This window comes from Streptomyces sp. NPDC088812 (genome assembly GCF_044750285.1).
In the GTDB taxonomy this organism is placed as follows: Bacteria; Actinomycetota; Actinomycetes; order Streptomycetales; family Streptomycetaceae; genus Streptomyces.
On sequence record NZ_JBIVJP010000027.1, the window covers coordinates 46775 to 66069 of the forward strand.

15 protein-coding genes are annotated in these 19295 nt (G+C 71.5%); 14 read left to right on the top strand and 1 reads right to left on the bottom strand.

The window, feature by feature from the left end:
- The first annotated feature begins 113 nt into the window (after positions 1-113).
- From ACIP67_RS36605 to ACIP67_RS36670, 14 genes are all read left to right on the top strand, one after another.
- A complete protein-coding gene (locus ACIP67_RS36605) occupies positions 114-1049 on the top strand; it encodes a carbohydrate ABC transporter permease (RefSeq protein WP_401697717.1) in 936 nt (311 codons plus the stop codon).
- On the top strand, positions 1046-1945 hold the full coding sequence (locus ACIP67_RS36610; protein WP_401697718.1) for a carbohydrate ABC transporter permease: 900 nt from the start codon (positions 1046-1048) through the stop codon (positions 1943-1945). The genes ACIP67_RS36605 and ACIP67_RS36610 overlap by 4 nt, the downstream gene beginning before the upstream one ends.
- The gene (locus ACIP67_RS36615; RefSeq protein ID WP_401697720.1) at positions 1942-3225 is read left to right on the top strand and encodes a polysaccharide lyase family 1 protein; all 1284 of its coding nucleotides are present in this window, start codon (positions 1942-1944) and stop codon (positions 3223-3225) included. Before ACIP67_RS36610 ends, ACIP67_RS36615 begins: the two co-directional genes overlap by 4 nt.
- The gene (locus ACIP67_RS36620) at positions 3222-4400 is read left to right on the top strand and encodes a Gfo/Idh/MocA family protein (RefSeq protein WP_401697721.1); all 1179 of its coding nucleotides are present in this window, start codon (positions 3222-3224) and stop codon (positions 4398-4400) included. Before ACIP67_RS36615 ends, ACIP67_RS36620 begins: the two co-directional genes overlap by 4 nt.
- Positions 4400-5248 (top strand): PmoA family protein, encoded by an 849-nt coding sequence (locus tag ACIP67_RS36625; protein ID WP_401697723.1) that lies wholly within the window; start codon positions 4400-4402, stop codon positions 5246-5248. The genes ACIP67_RS36620 and ACIP67_RS36625 overlap by 1 nt, the downstream gene beginning before the upstream one ends.
- Positions 5245-6771 (top strand): glycoside hydrolase 43 family protein, encoded by a 1527-nt coding sequence (locus tag ACIP67_RS36630; protein ID WP_401697725.1) that lies wholly within the window; start codon positions 5245-5247, stop codon positions 6769-6771. Before ACIP67_RS36625 ends, ACIP67_RS36630 begins: the two co-directional genes overlap by 4 nt.
- Before the next feature lie 40 nt (positions 6772-6811).
- Positions 6812-8791 carry a pectinesterase family protein gene (locus ACIP67_RS36635; RefSeq protein ID WP_401697726.1) on the top strand — a complete coding sequence of 660 codons (1980 nt, stop codon included), beginning with the start codon at positions 6812-6814 and terminating at the stop codon, positions 8789-8791.
- Positions 8792-8842: 51 nt separating this feature from the next.
- Positions 8843-10186 carry an ABC transporter substrate-binding protein gene (locus tag ACIP67_RS36640; protein ID WP_401697728.1) on the top strand — a complete coding sequence of 448 codons (1344 nt, stop codon included), beginning with the start codon at positions 8843-8845 and terminating at the stop codon, positions 10184-10186.
- 150 nt (positions 10187-10336) lie between these two features.
- Positions 10337-11134: a rhamnogalacturonan acetylesterase gene (locus ACIP67_RS36645; RefSeq protein ID WP_401697729.1), complete on the top strand. Its 798-nt coding sequence runs from the start codon at positions 10337-10339 to the stop codon at positions 11132-11134.
- A gap of 47 nt (positions 11135-11181) precedes the next feature.
- Positions 11182-12495, top strand: a complete 1314-nt coding sequence (locus tag ACIP67_RS36650) for a polysaccharide lyase family 1 protein (protein WP_401697730.1) — start codon at positions 11182-11184, stop codon at positions 12493-12495.
- A gap of 98 nt (positions 12496-12593) precedes the next feature.
- Positions 12594-13724 (top strand): pectinesterase family protein, encoded by a 1131-nt coding sequence (locus tag ACIP67_RS36655; protein WP_401697732.1) that lies wholly within the window; start codon positions 12594-12596, stop codon positions 13722-13724.
- A 1-nt stretch (position 13725) separates the two neighbouring features.
- Positions 13726-14751 carry a pectinesterase family protein gene (locus ACIP67_RS36660; protein ID WP_401697734.1) on the top strand — a complete coding sequence of 342 codons (1026 nt, stop codon included), beginning with the start codon at positions 13726-13728 and terminating at the stop codon, positions 14749-14751.
- Positions 14738-15895 carry a dienelactone hydrolase family protein gene (locus tag ACIP67_RS36665; protein ID WP_401697735.1) on the top strand — a complete coding sequence of 386 codons (1158 nt, stop codon included), beginning with the start codon at positions 14738-14740 and terminating at the stop codon, positions 15893-15895. Before ACIP67_RS36660 ends, ACIP67_RS36665 begins: the two co-directional genes overlap by 14 nt.
- A gap of 60 nt (positions 15896-15955) precedes the next feature.
- A complete protein-coding gene (locus tag ACIP67_RS36670) occupies positions 15956-17068 on the top strand; it encodes a pectate lyase (protein WP_401697866.1) in 1113 nt (370 codons plus the stop codon).
- A gap of 5 nt (positions 17069-17073) precedes the next feature.
- On the opposite strand, the gene ACIP67_RS36675 is transcribed toward ACIP67_RS36670, so the two are convergent.
- Positions 17074-19236: a family 43 glycosylhydrolase gene (locus ACIP67_RS36675; RefSeq protein WP_401697736.1), complete on the bottom strand. Its 2163-nt coding sequence runs from the start codon at positions 19234-19236 to the stop codon at positions 17074-17076.
- Positions 19237-19295: the final 59 nt, after the last annotated feature.

Genomic DNA, 19295 nt, shown 5'->3' on the forward strand with positions numbered 1-19295 from the left:
CAGAAACGCACCTCCGCAAGCCCGCGCACATGCACCCCGCAAGTCCGCACACCTGCACGCACGAAAGCACACACGCTAGACGCACGCACGACGCACCAGAACGGAGAACAGTCATGGCCCAAGCCGCAGCCGTGGCGAAACCGCCCGCGCCACCCCGGCGGCGCCGTGCCTCCGCCACGCCGCGCAGGCTGCCGTACCTGCTGATCGCCCCGGCGGCCCTGCTGATGCTCGGGTTCATCGCCTACCCGGTCATCAGCGTCTTCTACTACAGCCTCCAGAACTACAACCCCACCAAGCCATGGCGGAACGGCTACGCGGGCTTCGACAACTTCGTCCATGCCTTCACCGACGACCCGGTCTTCTGGGACACGCTGACCTTCAGCGCCCAGTGGGTCGTCGTCGAGGTCGGGCTGCAACTGCTGTTCGGTCTGGCGCTGGCGCTCATCGTCAACCAGACCTTCGTGGGCCGGGCCCTGGGACGCGCCCTGGTCTTCTCCCCGTGGGCCGTCTCCGGTGTGCTGACCTCCGCGATCTGGGTGCTGCTCTACAACTCCCAGACCGGCATCACCCGTTACCTCGCGGACCTGGGCATCGGCTCCTACGGCACCAGCTGGCTGTCGGACACCTCCACCGTGTTCCCGGCGGCGGTCGTCGCCGACCTGTGGCGCGGCGTCCCCTTCTTCGCGATCCTCATCCTCGCCGACCTCCAGTCCGTCTCCAAGGACCTGTACGAGGCCGCCGAGGTCGACGGGGCGAGCCGGCTCAAGCAGTTCTGGCACATCACGCTGCCCCACCTGAAGGACGCCATCGTCCTGTCCACGCTGCTGCGCGCGGTGTGGGAGTTCAACAACGTCGACCTGCTCTACACCCTGACCGGCGGCGGCCCGGCGGGCGAGACCACGACCCTCCCGCTCTACATCGCCAACACCTCGGTCGACGCCCACAACTTCGGTTACGCGTCCGCCCTGACGACGGTCGCGTTCGTGATCCTGCTCTTCTGCTCGATGGTCTACCTGCGGCTGAGCAAGTTCGGAAGGGAGGCCAAGTGATCACCAAGGAGGCCACCGAGGTGGCGCCCCCGCCGGTGAGCGCCCCCACCGCGCCCGAGCAGCGGCCGCGCGGGAGGAACCGCTCCTGGGACGAGGTCCCGCGCTGGCAGATCTACCTGCCCCTGTCGGTCTACCTCGTCTTCACCCTGATCCCCTTCTACTGGATCCTGCTCTTCGCCCTGCGCCCGGCCGGCTCGACCTCGCTCGTGCCCTGGCCGATGACCCTCGACCACTTCGACAAGGTCTGGACCGAGCGGTCCTTCGGCACCTACTTCCAGAACAGCCTGCTCGTCGGCCTGGCCACGCTGGTCATGACGACGGTGATCGCGCTCGCCGGCGGCTACGCGCTCGCCCGTTTCGACTTCAAGGTCAAGCAGGCGTTCATGCTGGCGCTGCTCTGCTCGCAGTTCGTCCCGGGCGCGCTGCTCCTGGTCCCGCTGTTCGAGATCTTCGCCGAGCTCCGGATGATCAACTCGCTGGGCAGCGTCATCATCGCGGAGACCGTCTTCCAGCTGCCGCTGTCGATGATCCTGATCAGCAACTTCATCAAGAACGTGCCGTACTCGCTGGAGGAGGCGGCCTGGGTCGACGGCTGCAACCGCCTGACGGCCTTCCGGATCGTGGTCCTGCCGCTGCTGCGGCCCGGCCTGATCGCCGTCGGCTCCTTCGCCTTCGTCCACTCCTGGAACCACTTCCTGTTCGCCCTGATGTTCCTGAACAACCAGGCCAAGCAGACCATCCCGGTCGGACTCAACACCCTGATGAGCTCGGACAGCGTCGACCTCGGCGCGCTCGCCGCGGGCGGCATCATCGCCGCCGTCCCCGTCGTGATCGTCTTCGCCTTCATCCAGAAGTGGCTGATCACGGGCTTCAGCGCGGGGGCGGTGAAGGGGTGAGAGCACGTCACATCGCCGCCGCCGCGGGGCTGCTCGGACTGCTGTGCGTCCCCGCCCACGCCGAGGCCCGCGACATCTCCCGGGACACCCTCGCCGCGAACGACGGCTGGGCCTCGTACGGCACCGGCACCACGGGCGGCGCCGCCGCCGACGACGACCACGTGTACACCGTCACCGACCGGGCCGGCCTGGTCCGTGCCCTCGACCACGGCAGCGACACCCCGAAGATCATCAAGATCGCGGGAACGATCGACGCCAACACCGCCGACGACGGCACCCCCCTCGACTGCTCCGACTACGCCACCGACGGCTACGGCCTGAACAAGTACCTCACCGCCTACGACCCCCGCACCTGGGGCTCCGCCAAGCCGTCCGGCCCGCAGGAGGAGGCCCGGCAGGCGTCGGCGGCCCGGCAGGCCGAGCGGATCGTGCTGCCCGTCGGGTCCAACACCACCCTCGTCGGTCTCGGCTCCCAGGCCGTCCTGAAGGGCGCCGGTCTCCAGGTCAAGAACGCGGACAACGTCATCGTGCGCAACCTCGACCTGCGCGACGCCTACGACTGCTTCCCCGTCTGGCAGCCCAACACCGGCGGCCTCGGCGACTGGAAGACGGCCTACGACAACATCTGGCTCACCGGCGCCACCCATGTGTGGATCGACCACGTGACCGCCTCCGACCAGGGCCACCCGGACGCCGCCGAGCCCACCTACTTCGCCCGCAACTACCTCCGCCACGACGGCCTGCTGGACATCACGAACGGTTCCGACCTGGTCACCGTCTCCTGGAGCCGGTTCGCCGACCACGACAAGGCGATCCTCATCGGCAACGGCGACACCGCCACCGGCGACCGGGGCAAGCTGCGGGTGACCCTGCACCACAACGCCTTCACGTCCGTGGTCCAGCGCGCGCCGCGCGTCCGCTTCGGCCAGGTGCACCTCTACAACAACCGGTACGAGGTCACCGACGGCCACCGCTACTCCCTCGGCGTCGGCACCGAGTCCGCGGTGTACGCCGAGAACAACGCCTTCCACGCCCCCGGCCACATCGAGGTCGCCGACCTGGTCAAGAGCTGGAACGGCACCGCCCTGCACCAGAGCGGCACCCTCTTCGACGGCTATCCCGTCGACCTCCTCGCCATCCACAACGCCTACAACTCCGGCAGCGAGCGCGACCTCACCGCGGACGCCGGCTGGACGCCCACCCTGCACACGACCGTCGACAGCGCCGCGGTGGCCGACCGCGCGGTGGCCCGCGGCGCGGGCGCGGGGAGGCTGTCATGAGCACCGCCGAACCGAGGAGCAGGGCCGTCCCCGTCGTCCTGGCGGGCGCCCGCGGCCACGGCCGCTGGCACCTGGACAACCTCCGCCGGCTCCAGGACAAGGGCATCGTCCGCCTCGCGGGCGTCTGCGAGCTGACCCCGCTCACCCCCCACGAGATCCCGGAGGGGCTGGGCGCGCCCGAGCAGTCCGCCGACTTCGGCGCGCTGCTCGACTCCACCGGCGCGCGGATCGCCGTGATCTGCACCCCGATCCCCACCCACACCGACCTGGCCCTGACCGCGGCCCGCAAGGGCGTGCACCTGCTGCTGGAGAAGCCGCCCGCGCCGTCGTACGCCGCGTTCCGCCGGATGGCCGACGGGGTCGCCGAGGCGGGCGTGGCCTGCCAGATCGGCTTCCAGTCGCTGGGCTCGCACGCCCTGCCCGCGATCCGCGAGCTGATCGCCGAGGGGGCGATCGGCGAGGTGACCGGGGTCGGCGGGGCCGGCGCCTGGGCGCGCGCCGAGTCGTACTACCGGCGGGCGCCCTGGGCGGGCAGACGGCGCCTGAACGGCGTCGACGTGATCGACGGCGCCCTCACCAACCCGCTCGCGCACGCCGTCGCCACCGCCCTCGCGCTGGCCGGCGCCACCCGCGCCGACGACGTCACCGGCATCGAGACCGAGCTGGCGCACGCCAACGCCATCGAGGCCGACGACACCTCCTGCGTCCGGGTCACCACCGCCGACGGCCGCCCGGTCGTCGTGGCGGCCACGCTGTGCGCCGAGGACCCGGACGACCCGTACGTCCTCGTCCACGGCAGCCGCGGCCGGATCACCTTCTGGTACAAGCAGGACCGCGTCCTGCTCCAGCGCGCCGGCCACGGCCCCGAGGAGTCCGAGCACGGCCGCACCGACCTGCTGGAGAACCTCGTCGACCACCTCACCGACGGGGTCCCGCTGCTGGTCCCGCCGGCCGCGACCGAGTCGTTCATGCGGGTCGTCGAGGCGATCCGGCTCGCCCCCGACCCGCTCCAGCTCCCCGAGGACGCCTGGCACCGGCTGCCCGGCGAGGACCGCCGGGTGGTCCCCGGCATTGACGGCCTGGTCGCGGCCGCCGCCGACTCCCTCGCCCTCTTCTCCGAACTGGGCGCCGCCTGGGCGTCCCCCACCGAGCTCGCGAAAGAGGTGAGGACCTGATGACGGCACCCGACGCACCGGTCGTCCTGCGTGTCGCGGGCCGCCCGGTCGGCCGCTACGTCACCCGGCCCGAGCTGCCCGCCCGGCTCTCCCCGCGCCCCTACCTGCACCCCGTCACCACCCTGGCCGGCACGGCGGTCACCGAGCTGAGCCCCGCCGACCACATCCACCACCTCGGCGTCGGTGTCGCCGTTCCCGACGTCGAGGGGCACAACTTCTGGGGCGGGCGCACCTTCGTCCGCGACCGGGGCCCGACCGAGCTCGACAACCACGGCGCCCAGCGGCACACCGGCTTCCAGCTGCGCGACCCCGACGGCTTCGTGGAGGAGCTGCGCTGGGTCGCCGCCGGGGCCGAGCTGCTGCGCGAGCGCCGTACCGTCGCGGCCACCGGACTCACCGACACCGCCTGGGCGCTGGACTTCACCTTCTCGCTCACCAACGTCACCGCGGAGCCGGTGACCATCGGCAGCCCCGCCACCAACGGACGGCCCGGCGCGGCCTACGGCGGCTTCTTCTGGCGGGCCCGCAAGGAGGCCTCGGCGCCGGACGTCTTCACCGCCGCGGCCGAGGGCGAGGCCGGGGTGCACGGCCACCGCGCCGACTGGGTCGCCCTGGCGGGCGCCGACTGGACCCTGGTCTTCGCGGGCGCCACCGACACCACCCGCCGCGACCCGTGGTTCGTGCGGACCGCCGAGTACCCGGGCGTCGGCTCCTCCCTCGCCTGCGCCGAACGGCTCGCGATCGCGCCCGGCGACACCGCCGTCCGCCGGATCGTCACCGTCGTCTCCGACGGCCGGCTGGGCCACGCCGACGCGGCGGCCCTCGCCCGGAAGGCGGTCAGCCAGTGACCCGCGGAACGCCCTCCACCCAGGAGACCTACGACAACCCCGTCCTGAACGCCGACTGGTCCGACCCGGACGTCGTACGCGTCGGCGACGACTTCTATCTCACCGCGTCCAGCTTCGGCCGGGCCCCCGGACTGCCGCTGCTGCACTCGCGCGACCTGGTCAACTGGACCCTGGTCGGCCACGCCCTCGAACGTCTGCGGCCGGCGGCCGAGTTCGCGCGGCCCCGGCACGACTGCGGGGTCTGGGCCCCCTCGCTCCGCCACCACGACGACCGTTTCTGGATCTTCTGGGGCGACCCCGACCAGGGCATCTTCCAGGTCAACGCCCCCGGGATCAGGGGACCGTGGACCCACCCGCACCTGCTCAAGGAGGGCAAGGGCCTGATCGACCCCTGCCCCCTGTGGGACGAGGAGACCGGCGAGGCCTACCTGGTGCACGCCTGGGCCAGGTCACGCTCCGGGATCAAGAACCGCCTCACCGGACACCGCATGCACCCCGACGGCACCTCGCTGCTCGACGAGGGCAAGGTGATCGTCGACGGCGACCGCATCCCCGGCTGGTTCACCCTCGAAGGCCCGAAGCTCTACCGGCACGACGGCCGGTTCTGGATCCTGGCGCCCGCCGGGGGAGTGGAGACCGGCTGGCAGGGCGCCTTCCGCGCCCGGGACTTCTTCGGCCCCTACGAGGAGCGGATCGTCCTGGAGCAGAAGGACACCCCCGTCAACGGCCCCCACCAGGGCGGCTGGGTGCGCACCCCGTCCGGCGAGGACTGGTTCCTGCACTTCCAGCAGCGCGGCGCGTACGGCAGGGTCGTCCACCTCCAGCCGATGCGGTGGGGCGCGGACGGCTGGCCGGTGATCGGGGACGACGGCGCCCCCGTCGCCGCGCACCGGCGCCCCGCGCTGCCGCCGCAGCCGCCCGCCGCCCCCGCCACCGACGACGACTTCCCCGGCGGCCGGTTCGGCCGGCAGTGGCAGTGGACGGCCAACCCCCAGGACGGCCGGGCCACCCACCACTCGGGGGACGGGCTGCGGCTGAGCTGCGTCCGCACGGCCGACGCGCACGACCTGCGCCGACTGCCGAACGTGCTCACCCAGCGGCTGCCGGGCATCCCGTCCGTCGCCGAGGTCGCGCTGGAACTGCACGCCGAGGAACCGGGCGCGCGGGCCGGCCTCGCGGTCCTCGGGGACTCCTTCGGCTGGATCGGTCTGCAACGCGGCACCGACGGCACGGTCCACCTCGTGCACCGGTTCGCCGAGGCGGTGGCCGAGCACGAGCGGGACGCCGGCCATCCGCGGCTCGCCCCCGCCGGACGGGCCCGGCTGCGCGTGGAGATCGGCGCCGGTGCCCGCTGCCGCTTCGCCTACGACCTCGGCGAGGGCTTCCGTTCCTCCGGTCCCGTCTTCGCGGCCACGCCGTGGCGCTGGGTGGGCGCCCTGCTCGGCCTGTTCGCCGTCGCCCCCGACGGAGCGGGTCACGCCGGGGCGGCCACGTTCACCGAGTTCCGGATCAGACCCCTCTGACCCTTTTCGTCCGTACGCCTTACGCCTGTGGGGAGCCGCAATGACGCACTTCCGTAACAAGCGCTTGCCGAGACCGGGTGCGGTGCTGGCCGCCGTGGCGGGCCTGATCGCCGCGCTGGGCCTCGGCGTGGTCGGCGAGGCGCACGCGGCGTCCGCGCCGGCCGCCGCCGCCCCGCGGTGGTCCGACCGGGCCCACGGCTTCGCCTCCCTGGCCGGCGGCACCACCGGCGGCGCCGGCGGCAAGGTCGTCACGGTCACCGACCAGGCCTCGCTGGAGCGGTACGCGGCCGCCGAGGAGCCGTACGTCATCCGGGTGGCCGGGTCCATCGCCGTGGAGCCGTTCGGCGCGGAGATCGACGTCGCCTCGGACAAGACCGTCATCGGCGTCGGCGACACCGGCGAGATCGTGCACGGGGAACTGCACCTGAACCCGGGCACGCACAACGTGGTCATCCGCAACCTGACCATCCGCGACTCGGCGATCGAGGGGAACTGGGACTGCAAGGACACCGACTTCGACGGCATCCAGATGGACACCGTCCACCACGTGTGGGTCGACCACAACCGCTTCTCGCACATCTGCGACGGCCAGCTCGACATCCGCAAGGACAGCGAGTACGTCACCGTCTCCTACAACCGCTTCGAGAACAACAACAAGACCTTCGGCCTGGGCTGGACCAGCAACGTCAGGACGCAGATCACCGTCGACCACAACCTGTTCGCGCACACCAAGCAGCGCAACCCGTCCGTCGACAACGCCGCCTACGCGCACCTCTACAACAACTACCTGACGGCCCAGGAGGATCCGGGCGACCCCGTGTGGACGTACGGGAACTGGTCGCGCGGCCGGACGAAGATGGTCATCGAGAACAGCTACTACCGGGACGTCCAGCACCCCTACCAGGCCGACGCCACCGCGGAGCTGGTCCAGCGCGGGTCGATCCTGAAGAACACCACGGGCCGGCACGACGAGTGGGGTGAAGCGTTCGACCCGCGGGACTTCTACGCCTACCGGCTGGACCCGGCGGCGGCCGTGCCCGCGCTGGTGACGCGCTGGTCCGGGCCGCAGAAGCGGATCGGCGCCTCGGTGACGCTGCACGTCCCGGCGGACCACCCGACGGTCCAGGCCGCCGTGGACGCCGTGCCCGAGGGCAACACCCTGCCCGTGACCATCGCGGTCGCGCCCGGCACCTACCGCGAGAAGGTGTTCGTCCCGGCGACCAAGCCGAACATCACGTTGCAGGGGACTGGACAGGACCGCTCCGACACCGTCATCGTCTACGACACGCCCGCGGCGTACGGCGGTTCGACGGGCAGTGCCACGGTACGGATCGCGGCCCACGACGTCACCGCCCGCCATCTCACCTTCAGCAACGACTTCGACGAGGCCGCGCACGAGCTGAACGGCGAGCAGGCGCTGGCGGTGAAGACGACCGGCGACCGGATCGTCTTCGAGGACACCGCCTTCCTGGGCAACCAGGACACCCTGATGACCGACAGCCCCAGGCTGGACGTGATCAGCCGGGTCTACATCCGCGACTCCTACGTCGAGGGCGACGTCGACTTCGTCTACGGGCGGGCGACCACCGTCATCGAGCGCTCCGTGATCCGGGCGCTGAGCCGTGGCTCGGCCGACAACAACGGCTACATCACGGCCGCGTCCACCTGGACGGGCAACCCGTACGGGTTCCTGATCACCCGGTCGAGGATCGTGAGCGACGCGCCGGACGGCACCTTCCACCTCGGCCGGCCCTGGCACCCGGGCGGGGAGCCGGCGGCGGTCGCCCAGGTGCTGATCCGGGACACCGAACTGCCCGCCGCGGTCAAGTCCGCACCCTGGACGGACATGAGCGGCTTCTCCTGGCGGGACGCCCGGTTCGCCGAGTACCGCAACACCGGACCGGGGGCGGCCCAGGCCGCGGACCGGCCGCAGCTGAGCGACGAGGAGGCGCGGACCCGCACCGTCGCGCACTACCTCGCGGGTACGGACGACTGGGCTCCGTACGCCCGCCACCACTGACCCCCACCACGTCACAGAAGTCCGTTGGATCCAGAAGAAGAGAGCCGACCAATGAAGATCAGCATCCACAGAAGCAGGCGCGCCGCCACGGCCGTCGCCCTGGGGGCCGTGCTCGCCCTGACCGCCACCGCCTGCGGTGACGACGGCAGCGGCGCCGGCGGCGACAAGGGTTCCGAGGGCAGCGGCAAGGGCAAGATCGTCTTCTGGGACAACAACGGCGGTGTGCGCACCGACATCTGGAAGGAGATCATCGCCGACTTCGAGAAGGCCAACCCCGACATCGACGTCGAGTACGTCGGCATCGCCTCCACCGAGTACCAGTCCAAGGTCGACACCGCCATCCAGGGCGGCGGCCTGCCCGACGTCGGCGGCGTCGGCGCGGCGATGCTCGCCGGGATCGCCGCGCAGGGCGCGCTCGACCCGCTCGACGACCGGCTCGGCTCGTCCTCCCTCAAGGGCAAGCTGAACGAGGACATGGTGGAGTCGCTGAAGGCGGCCGGCGGCGGCGACGGCACCCTCTACTCGGTCCCGACCTCCGCCAACAACGGCGTCCTGTACTACCGCACCGACCTGTTCAAGGCCGCGGGCCTGGCGGACCCGACGACCTGGGACGCGTTCTACGCGGCGGCGGAGAAGCTCACGAACTCCAAGAAGAACGCGTTCGGCTACACCATCCGCGGCGGCGCCGGCTCCATCGCGCAGGCGCTGGACGCGATGTACGGGCAGAGCGGGATCACCTCGTTCTGGAACGGCGACACGACCACGGTCAACGACCCGAAGAACGTCGCGGCGCTGGAGAAGTACGCCGCCCTCTACAAGAAGGTCACCCCGGCGGCCGACCTCAACAACGACTTCACCAAGATGGTCGCCCAGTGGGACTCGGGCACCATCGGCATGCTCAACCACAACCTGGGCTCCTACCAGGACCACGTGAAGGCGCTCGGCGCCGACAAGTTCCGCGGCATCCCGCAGCCGACGGGCGCCGACGGCAAGCGCGTCCAGGTCTCCAACCCGGTCGACGGGCTCGGGCTGTTCAAGAGCTCCAAGAACAAGGAAGCCGCCTGGAAGTTCATCGAGTTCGCCGTCTCGAAGGCGGAGAACTCCAAGTTCAACGAGTCCGCCGGGCAGGTGCCGGCCAACACCGAGGCCGCGTCGGACACCTGGGTCACCGAGTCCGAGCCGACGAAGCTGGCGGCGCAGGCGCTGTCGGACGGGTCGACGACGATCGTGCAGCTGCCGTACTACCTGCCGGACTGGAACACGATCTCCAAGGCGGACAACGAGCCGAACTTCCAGAAGGTGCTGCTGGGCAAGATGAGCGCCAAGGACTTCCTCGACACGCTGGCTGACCAGCTGAACGCGGCGCAGGCCGAGTGGAAGCAGCAGGCCGGCTGAGTCGGCGCGTTCGCTGGATCTCGCCGTGGGGCGGCCTGTGGTTGCAGGCCGCGGGCCGTCCCCGGCTGTTCGCGCGCACGCGGCGGAAGCCGCATGTCGATACAGCCCCGCGCCCCTTAGTGACTCGCCCTGAGTTGAAAGGTCCAACCCGTGTCCCTCACGCGTCGACAAGTCGCTTCCGCCGCTCTCGCCGCCCTCCCGCTCGGCGCTGCCGTGACCGCCCCCGCGCACGCTTCCGGTCGCCGGCCCCGCACCCTCTACATCGCCGGCGACTCCACCGCCGCGCAGAAGTATGCCGATGCCGCGCCCGAGACCGGGTGGGGCATGGCGTTGCCCTTCTTCCTCCACGAGGACCTGCCCGTCGCCAACCACGCGGTCAACGGGCGCAGTTCGAAGAGCTTCGTGGACGAGGGGCGGCTCGACGTCGTCCTCGCCTCGATCCGGCCGGGTGACTTCCTGCTCGTGCAGTTCGCGCACAACGACGAGAAGACAGCCGACCCCACGCGGTACACCGAGCCCTGGTCGACGTACCAGGAGTATCTGCGGCTGTACGTGGACGGGGCCCGTGCCCGTGGGGCGCGGCCCGTGCTGCTGACGCCGGTCGAGCGGCGGCGGTTCGACGCGGAGGGGAACGCCGTGCCGAGCCACGGCGAGTACCCGGCGGCGATGCGCGCGCTGGCCGAGGAGGAGGGCGTCGCGCTGATCGACGTCCAGGCGCTGTCGCTCGCGCTGTGGCAGGAGCTCGGGGTCGAGGGGACGAAGACGTACTTCAACTGGACCGAGACCGAGCAGGACAACACGCACTTCAACCCGCCGGGCGCGATCGCCGTGGCCCGGCTCGTCGCCTCCGGGCTGCTGCACCGCCGGGTGCTGCGGCCCCGGGACGTGCGCCGGCTCGACGAGGAGATCCCCGACTCCTGGATCACCTGGCCGCCGGCCACCGCGTGACCACCCCTTCGGCACCACCCCTTCGGCAACCGGAAGAGAGCCGCACAATGCACGCACAGAAATGGCATGGGCACGTCACAAGTGTCGTGGTGGTGGGCTGCACCGCCCTCGCGCTGACGGTCACCGGCACCACGGCCCAGGCCCAGGCGCGGGACGCCGCCCGGCAGACCCTCCCGGCGAACGACGGCTGGGCCTCCTACGGGACCGGCACCACCGGCGGGGCCGCCGCCGACGCCGAGCACGTGTACACCGTCACCACCTGGGCCGAGTTCAAGGCCGCCCTCGCCGCCGGGGGCGACGCACCGAAGATCATCAAGGTGAAGGGGATCATCGACGCCGTCGCCGACGGGTGCGACGCCCTCGCCGCGCCCGGCTACGACTTCGACGCCTACCTCGCGGCGTACGCGCCGGAGACCTGGGGGCTCGACACCGACCTCAGTGCCGAGCCCGACGACAGCCCCGAAGGGCTGCGCCGCCTCTCCGCCGCCAACCAGGACCAGGCCATCAAGGCGAACATCCCCGCCAACACCACCGTCATCGGGGTGGGGAAGAACGCCGGCTTCAAGGGCGCCAGCCTCCAGATCAAGGCCGTCGACAACGTGATCATCCGCAACCTGGCCTTCGAGAGCCCCGTCGACTGCTTCCCGCAGTGGGACCCCACCGACGGGGACACGGGCAACTGGAACTCCGAGTACGACACCGCCGTCGTCTACGGCTCCACCCACGTCTGGCTGGACCACAACACCTTCACCGACGGCAGCCATCCCGACAGCGCGGCGCCCACCTACTTCGGCATGCTGTACCAGCAGCACGACGGCGAGCTGGACATCGTCCGCGGCGCGAACTACGTCACCGCCTCCTGGAACGTCTTCACCGAGCACGACAAGACGATCCTGATCGGCAACAGCGACAGCGAGTCCACCGCCGTCGGCGACCGCGGCAAGCTGAAGGTGACCTTCCACCACAACCTGTTCTCGAACCTGGTCGAGCGCGCGCCCCGGGTCCGGTTCGGCCAGGTCGACGTCTACAACAACCACTTCGTCGCCGACGACTCGTACTCCTACAGCTTCGGCGTCGGCAAGGAGTCCCAGCTCGTCGCCGAGGACAACGCGTTCACGCTGCCGACGGGCGTCAGCGCCGCCAAGGTGCTCAAGAAGTGGAGCGAGGCGCCGGTCACCGCCGACGGCAACCTCGTCAACGGCACGGCCGTCGACCTGATCGCCGTGCACAACGCGGAGATCCCCGCCGAGACCCTCCAGTCCGGCGCGGGCTGGACGCCCACCCTGCGCGCCGACGTCGACCCGGCCAAGGCCGTCCCCGGCCTCGTCCGCGCCCACGCCGGCGCCGGCGACCTCTGCTGACACCCCCCCGGTGAACGGGCCGGGGCCCGCCGCCCCGGCCCGTCGACCCCCCACCCCGAGGACCCCATCTCACGAGCCGCATCGCAAGGAGCACCGACATGTCCTCGCCCCACAGCCGACTCCCTCTGAACCGCAGGGGCTTCCTCCTGGCGAGCGCGGGCGCGGGAGCCGCCCTCGCACTCCCGGCCGGCCCCGCCCGCGCGGCCACCCGGCGGCCCTTCGGCCGCTTCGGCTCCCCGGCCGCCCGCCTCACCCCGCGGACGCTCTACGTCGACGCGCAGGGACGCGGCGACCACACCACCGTCCGGGACGCCGTCACCGCCGCCGCCGGCAGCGGCTGGACCCTCGTCCTCGCCCCCGGCACCTACCGAGAGACGGTCGCCGTCGACACCACCCGCACCGAGGCCACCTGGATCGGCGCCGCCGAGGACCCACGGGACGTGGTGATCGTGTACGACAACGCGGCCGGCACCACCAAGCCCGACGGATCCGGCACCTACGGCACCACCGGCTCGGCCACCACCACCGTGCAGGCCGACGGCTTCACCGCCCGCTGGATCACCTTCGCCAACGACTGGCTGCGCGCCGACCACCCCGGCATCACCGGCACCCAGGCCGTCGCGATCAAGGTCCAGGGTGACCGGTCCGCCTTCCACCACTGCCGCTTCCTGGGCCACCAGGACACCCTCTACGCCGACTCGATCTCGCTCACCACCTTCGCCCGCCAGTACTTCTCCCACTGCTACGCCGAGGGGGACGTCGACTTCGTCTTCGGCCGGGGGACCGCCGTCTTCGAGCAGTGCCACTTCCGCACCCTGGACCGCACCGACCTGGCCGCCGCCCCCTACGGCTTCGTCTTCGCGCCCTCCACCGCCGGCGCCAACCCGCGCGGCTACCTGGTGACGCGGAGCCGGGTCACCAGCGAGGCCCCGGACGCCTTCTACAAACTGGCCCGCCCCTGGGTGCCCAGCTCCGACACCACCGCCCGCCCCATGCTCACCGTCCGCGACACCCACCTCGCTGCCGGCCTCGACGCGGTCGAGCCCTACACGAACATGTCGGCCTCCTACCCGTGGCAGGACCAGCGGTTCGCCGAGTACCGCAACACCGGGCCGGGCGCCCGCGTCAGCGTCCCGGAGAACCGGCCCCAGCTCACCGCCGAACAGGCCGCCTCCGCGACCCGCGAGACCTACCTGGGCGACTGGACCCCGTGGAAGGAGACCTGCTGACATGCGCAGGCGCACCCTCCTGGCCGGTCTCACGGCCGGCGCCCTGACGGCGGCGTCCCCCGCCCACGCACGGTCGGACCGCGTCCTGCACGTCCGCCCCGGCGACTCCCTCCAGGCCGCCGTGGACGCCGTCGACGGACCCGGCCGGACGATCGTCGTGCACCCCGGCACGTACCGCGAGGTCGTCAGCGTCCCGGCGGACACGGCGGACCTCACCCTGCGGGGCGCCTCCCGCGACGCCCGCGCCGCCGTCGTCGTCTTCGACCACGCGGGCGGCACGACGAGACCCGACGGCACCACCTACGGCACGGCCGGCTCCGCCACCTTCACCTCCGCCGCCCCCGGCCTCACCGTCCGCGACCTCACCCTCGCCAACGACTGGCTGCGCGCCGACCACCCCGACATCACCGGCACCCAGGCGGTGGCCGCGTACGTCACCGGCGACCGCTCCCGCTTCGACAACGTCCGCTTCCTGGGCCACCAGGACACCCTCTTCGCGGACACCACCGCCCTGGACGCCTTCGACCGGCACTACTACCGCGGCTGCCACATCGAAGGAGACGTCGACTTCGTCTTCGGGCGGGCCCGGGCCGTCTTCGACACCTGCCGCTTCCACACCCTCGCCCGGGACGTGGACTTCACCCCCAAGGGCATGGTCTTCGCGCCCGCCACCGCCCGTGCGAACCCCTACGGCTTCCTCGCCGTCCGCTGCCGGATCACCTCCGGCGCCGAGGACGGCGCGTACAAGCTGGCCCGGCCCTGGGTGCCGACGTACGAGACGACCGCCTGGCCGTCGCTGGTCGTGCGGGACACCTGGATCGGCCCCGGCATCGACGCCGCCGCCCCCTACACCAACATGCGGGACGCCTACCCCTGGCAGAGCATGCGCTTCGCCGAGTACGCCAACTCCGGTCCGGGCGCGGCCGTCACGGCACCGGAGACGCGGCCGCAGCTGACGGCGGCCGAGGCGGCCGCGCACACCCCGCGGACCTACCTCGGCGACTGGAGGCCGTATGAGCGCCCGTGACGCGGTGGGACGGCGGGCGTTCGTGGTCGGCACGGGGGCCGCGCTGCTGGCGGGGACGGCGGCGAGCGGGGCGGAGGCCGCCGTCGTCGACGGACCGCTGCCCGACTTCCACCCCGCCCTCAAGGACGCCCTCACCTTCCCGCTCGCCTGGGGGAACTCCCCGATCCGCGACTTCGGTGCCTGGCGCCGGGCGGCCCGCGCCCAGGTGGAGGAGGCGCTCATCGCCGACCGGGAGGACGGCACCCCGTACGCCCCGGAGTTCGGCGCGCCCGTCCAAGGTGACGGGTACACCAGGGAACTGGTCACCCTCTCCCTCACCCGGTACGAACGCGTCCGCGCCGCGCTGCTCACCCCGGACGGCCCCGGCCCCTTCCCGGCCGTGCTGCTCCTGCACGACCACGGAGCCAAGTTCGACATCGGCAAGGAGAAACTGGTCCGGCCCTGGTACGACACCACCCGGCTCGCCTCCGCCCAGGCATGGACGGAGAAGTACTTCAGCGGCCGGTTCGTCGGCGACGAACTGGCCCGCCGCGGGTACGTGGTGCTGGCCGCCGACGCCCTCGGCTGGGGCGACCGCGGCCCCCTCGCCTACGACCAGCAACAGGCCCTGGCGAGCAACTTCTTCAACCTGGGCTCCTCCCTGGCCGGTCTCATGGCCCGCGAGGACGCCCGCGCCGCCGGCTTCCTCGCCCGCCTCGACCGCGTGGACCGGCGCCGGATCGCGGCCGTCGGCTTCTCCATGGGCGCCTTCCGCGCCTGGCAGACGGCGGCCCTCACCGACGACGTCGCCGCCACGGCCGCCGTCTGCTGGATGACCGGCCTGAAGGAGATGATGGTCCCCGGCAACAACACCCTGCGCGGTCAGTCCTCCTACTACATGCTCCACCCCGGGCTGCCCCGCCACCTCGACTTCCCCGACGTGGCGAGCATCGCCGCCCCCCGGCCGATGCTCTTCTTCCACGGCGGTCTCGATCCGCTGTTCCCCGCCGACGGCGTCCGCACGGCCCACGACAGGCTGCGCGCCGTCTGGCGCTCCCGCCACGCCGAGGAGCGGCTGCACCTGAAGACCTGGCCCGACCTCGGCCACGTCTTCGTCGACCGCATGCAGGACGAGGTCTTCACCTGGCTGGACCGCGTCCTGTAACCCCTCCACCTCCCCCCTCCCCCCTCACCACGACGGAAAGGACCGCACTCCATGTCTCGTCTGTCTCGTCGTACCGCTCTCACCGCCCTCGCCGCCCTGTCCCTGGGCGCCGGTCTCGCCGTCCTGCCCGCCCCGGCGCAGGCCGCGACCGTGGTCGTCGACACCACGGCCGAGCTGACCAGCGCGATCTCCGGCGCCACCGCGGGCACGGTCATCCAGGTCCGCGGCGGCACCTACTACCCGACCGCCACCCTCCAGTCGACCACCAACGGTTCCTCCTCCTCGCCGGTCACCCTCACCGCGTACGGCTCGGAGACGGTGAAGATCGACGGCTCCTCGCTCCCCGACGGCGACTGGATCTTCAAGCTGACCGCCGACTACTGGAACGTCTCGAACATCACCTTCCAGAACTCCCCGGACAGCGCGGTCGTCTGCCAGTCCTGCACCGGCACCACCTGGAGCAACATCAAGACCATCAACGGCGGTGACTCCGGCTTCACCCTCACCGGCGACGGCACGGTGAACAACACCGTGAAGAACATCGACAGCTACGGCCACTACGACGCCGCCAACCACGGCGAGAACGCCGACGGCATCGCCGTCAAGTACGGCTCCGGCACCGGCAACCTCATCACCGGCGCCCGCCTCTACAACAACTCGGACGACGGGATCGACTTCTGGTCGTTCTCCTCGCCCGTGACCGTCGAGCACACCTGGGCCTTCGGCAACGGCGAGAACCGCTGGAGCGACTCCGCCTTCGCGGGCGACGGCAACGGCTACAAGCTGGGCGGCGACGGCGAGGTCGTCGCCCACGTCGTCAACAACTCCGCCGCCTGGGACAACGCCGGCAACGGCTTCACCGAGAACTCCAACACCGGCGCCATCGTCATCAACCGCACCACCGCCTACGCCAACGACAAGTGGGGCTACTACTTCGCCACCGGAGCGGCCCGGCTCGGCAAGAACCTCGCCGTCGGCAACGGCAGCGGCCTGGTCAGCAAGGGCTCCTCCGTCGTCTCCGCCGGCAACAACTGGGACTCCGGCATCGCCACGCCCGCCTTCGTCTCCACGAACGCGTCCACCACCTACAACGCCCGCCAGTCGGACGGCAGCCTGCCCGTGACCACCTTCCTGACCACGGGCAGCACCACGATCGGCGCGACGATGGACTGACCGGGTCAGCCCGTGCGCACCGGCCCGATCGACTCCAGCGTCGGCACGACCGGCTCGATCGTGCCGTCGGCGGCGAACTCCAGCCGGTCGACGGTGGTCTCCCGGTGCATGCCGTCGCCGCCCGGCCGGCCGGGGCCGTCGAGGGCGAACCGGTGGTAGACGGCGTACCAGTCGTCGGTGCCGGGCACGTTCACCACGGAGTGGTGGCCGGTGGCGAGGATGCCGTACTCCGGACGCTTGGACAGGATCGTCCCCCGCTCGGTCCACGGGCCGAGCGGGGACGGTCCCGTCGCGTAGGCCACGTGGTAGTCCTCGCTGCGGGTGTCGTCCTCGGACCACATGAAGTAGTACGTGCCCCGCCGCTTCACCACGAAGGAACCCTCCCGGAAGTTCGCCGGGGTGATCTCCCGCACCTGTGCCGGGTCGAACGACACCATGTCGTCGGCCAGCGGCACCACGTAGGCATGGCTGTTGCCCCAGTAGAGGTACGACCGGCCGTCGTCGTCCGTGAAGACCGCCGGGTCGATCATCTGGCCGGACCAGGGGCCGTCCTTCGCCACCAGCGGCTTGCCCAGCGCGTCCGCGAAGGGACCGGCGGGCGAGTCCGCCACGGCCACGCCGATCTGCTGCTCGGCGCAGAAGTAGAGGTAGTACCGGCCGTCGCGCTCGGCGATCGCCGGCGCCCAGGCGTAGGCGTCCGCCCAGGTCACGTCCGGCCCCAGGTCCAGGACGACGCCGTGGTCCGTCCAGTGCACCAGGTCCTCGGAGGAGTACGCCGAGAAGCGCGTCCCGCCCCAGCCCTGGAAGCCGTCCGTCGTCGGGTAGATCCAGTACGCGCCGTCCAGGTAGCGCACGTCCGGGTCGGCGGTGAGGCCCGGCAGGAGCGGGCTGCGGGTGTGGACGGCCTCCACGGTCCAGGTGCGGGCCGTGCCGTCGGCGGCGGTCACGGTGTACGTCCGCGGTGTGCGGAAGTCACGCGGTGTGCCCGGCTCCGGGGAGACGGACGCGCCCTCGGCCGCCCACAGCGTCGGCGCGAGGTGCCGCAGGTCGGCGTCGGGCTCCATCGGCAGGACGACCTTGGAGGAGGCCTCGGTGACGATCGCGTACCCCTTCTGGTCCTTCGCGGTCACGTCCATCACGGAGGCGGGCGTGGCCGGGTAGGCGGCCAGCAGCCGGTCGTACTCCTCCCGCGTCACCGGCAGGACCGTGCCGTGCCGGGGGCTCGCCGGGAGCCGGTGGCCGGCGCACGCCGTCCAGCGGCCCGAGCCGAGGTCGGTGGTCTCGAACGGGACGTAGCCGCGGCCGCCGTACTCGTCGATGAACAGGTACCACTTGTCCTCGGTGTTCGACCTGAAGACCGTGGGCCCCTCGCCGCGGCCGACCGTGCCGCTGCCGAGGCGGTCGGCGACGAAGCCGTACGCCGTGTCCGTCAGGCTCGTCGACTTCTCCGCGGTGATGAACTTCGAGCCGGGGGAGCCGGAGGAGGGGTCCCGCTCGTCCTTGGTGTAGCGGTAGTAGGTGCCCTCGTGCGCGATGACCGTGGAGTCGATCACCGAGTGGCCGGGGTCGTGCCAGACCGTCGGCTCGCCGAAGGCGCGGAAGTCCTTCGTCGTCGCGTACAGCATCCGGTTGTACGTCTGGCCGGTGTGCGCCGGGTCGTCGTCGGCGTACAGCTTCGACGCCCAGAAGACGACGTACTCGCCCAGGGTCTCGTCCCAGTGGGCCTCCGGCGCCCAGGTGTTGCCGGCGGTGTCGGGGGAGACCTTCACCAGGCGCTGGTCGGTCCAGTGGACCAGGTCGGTGGAGTCCCACACCATGACCGACTTGCTGCCGTGGCGCTGGACCTCGTCCCAGCTGCCGCTGCTGTCGCGGTACATGCGCAGGTCGGTGGCGATCAGGTGGAAGCTGTCGCCCTCGGGGGAGCGGATCACGAAGGGGTCGCGCAGACCCCGCTCGCCGATGGTGGAGGTCAGGACGGGCCGCCCGCCGTTCAGCTCCCGCCAGTGCAGCGGGTCGTTGCCGCGGCTGAGGGCGTAGCGGATCTGCTCACCGTCGGCGGTGCCCTCGCCGGTGAAGTAGACGAAGAGGTAGCCGGCGTACTGCGGGTGTGTCACGGGGGGTGCTCCGGTGGTCGCGGTGCTGGGAGGGGAGGCCAGGACGCATGACACATCCTGTGTGAGTGTGGTGGATTCTGTTGGATGACGTGCCCTGGGGAGTCTCACCAGCC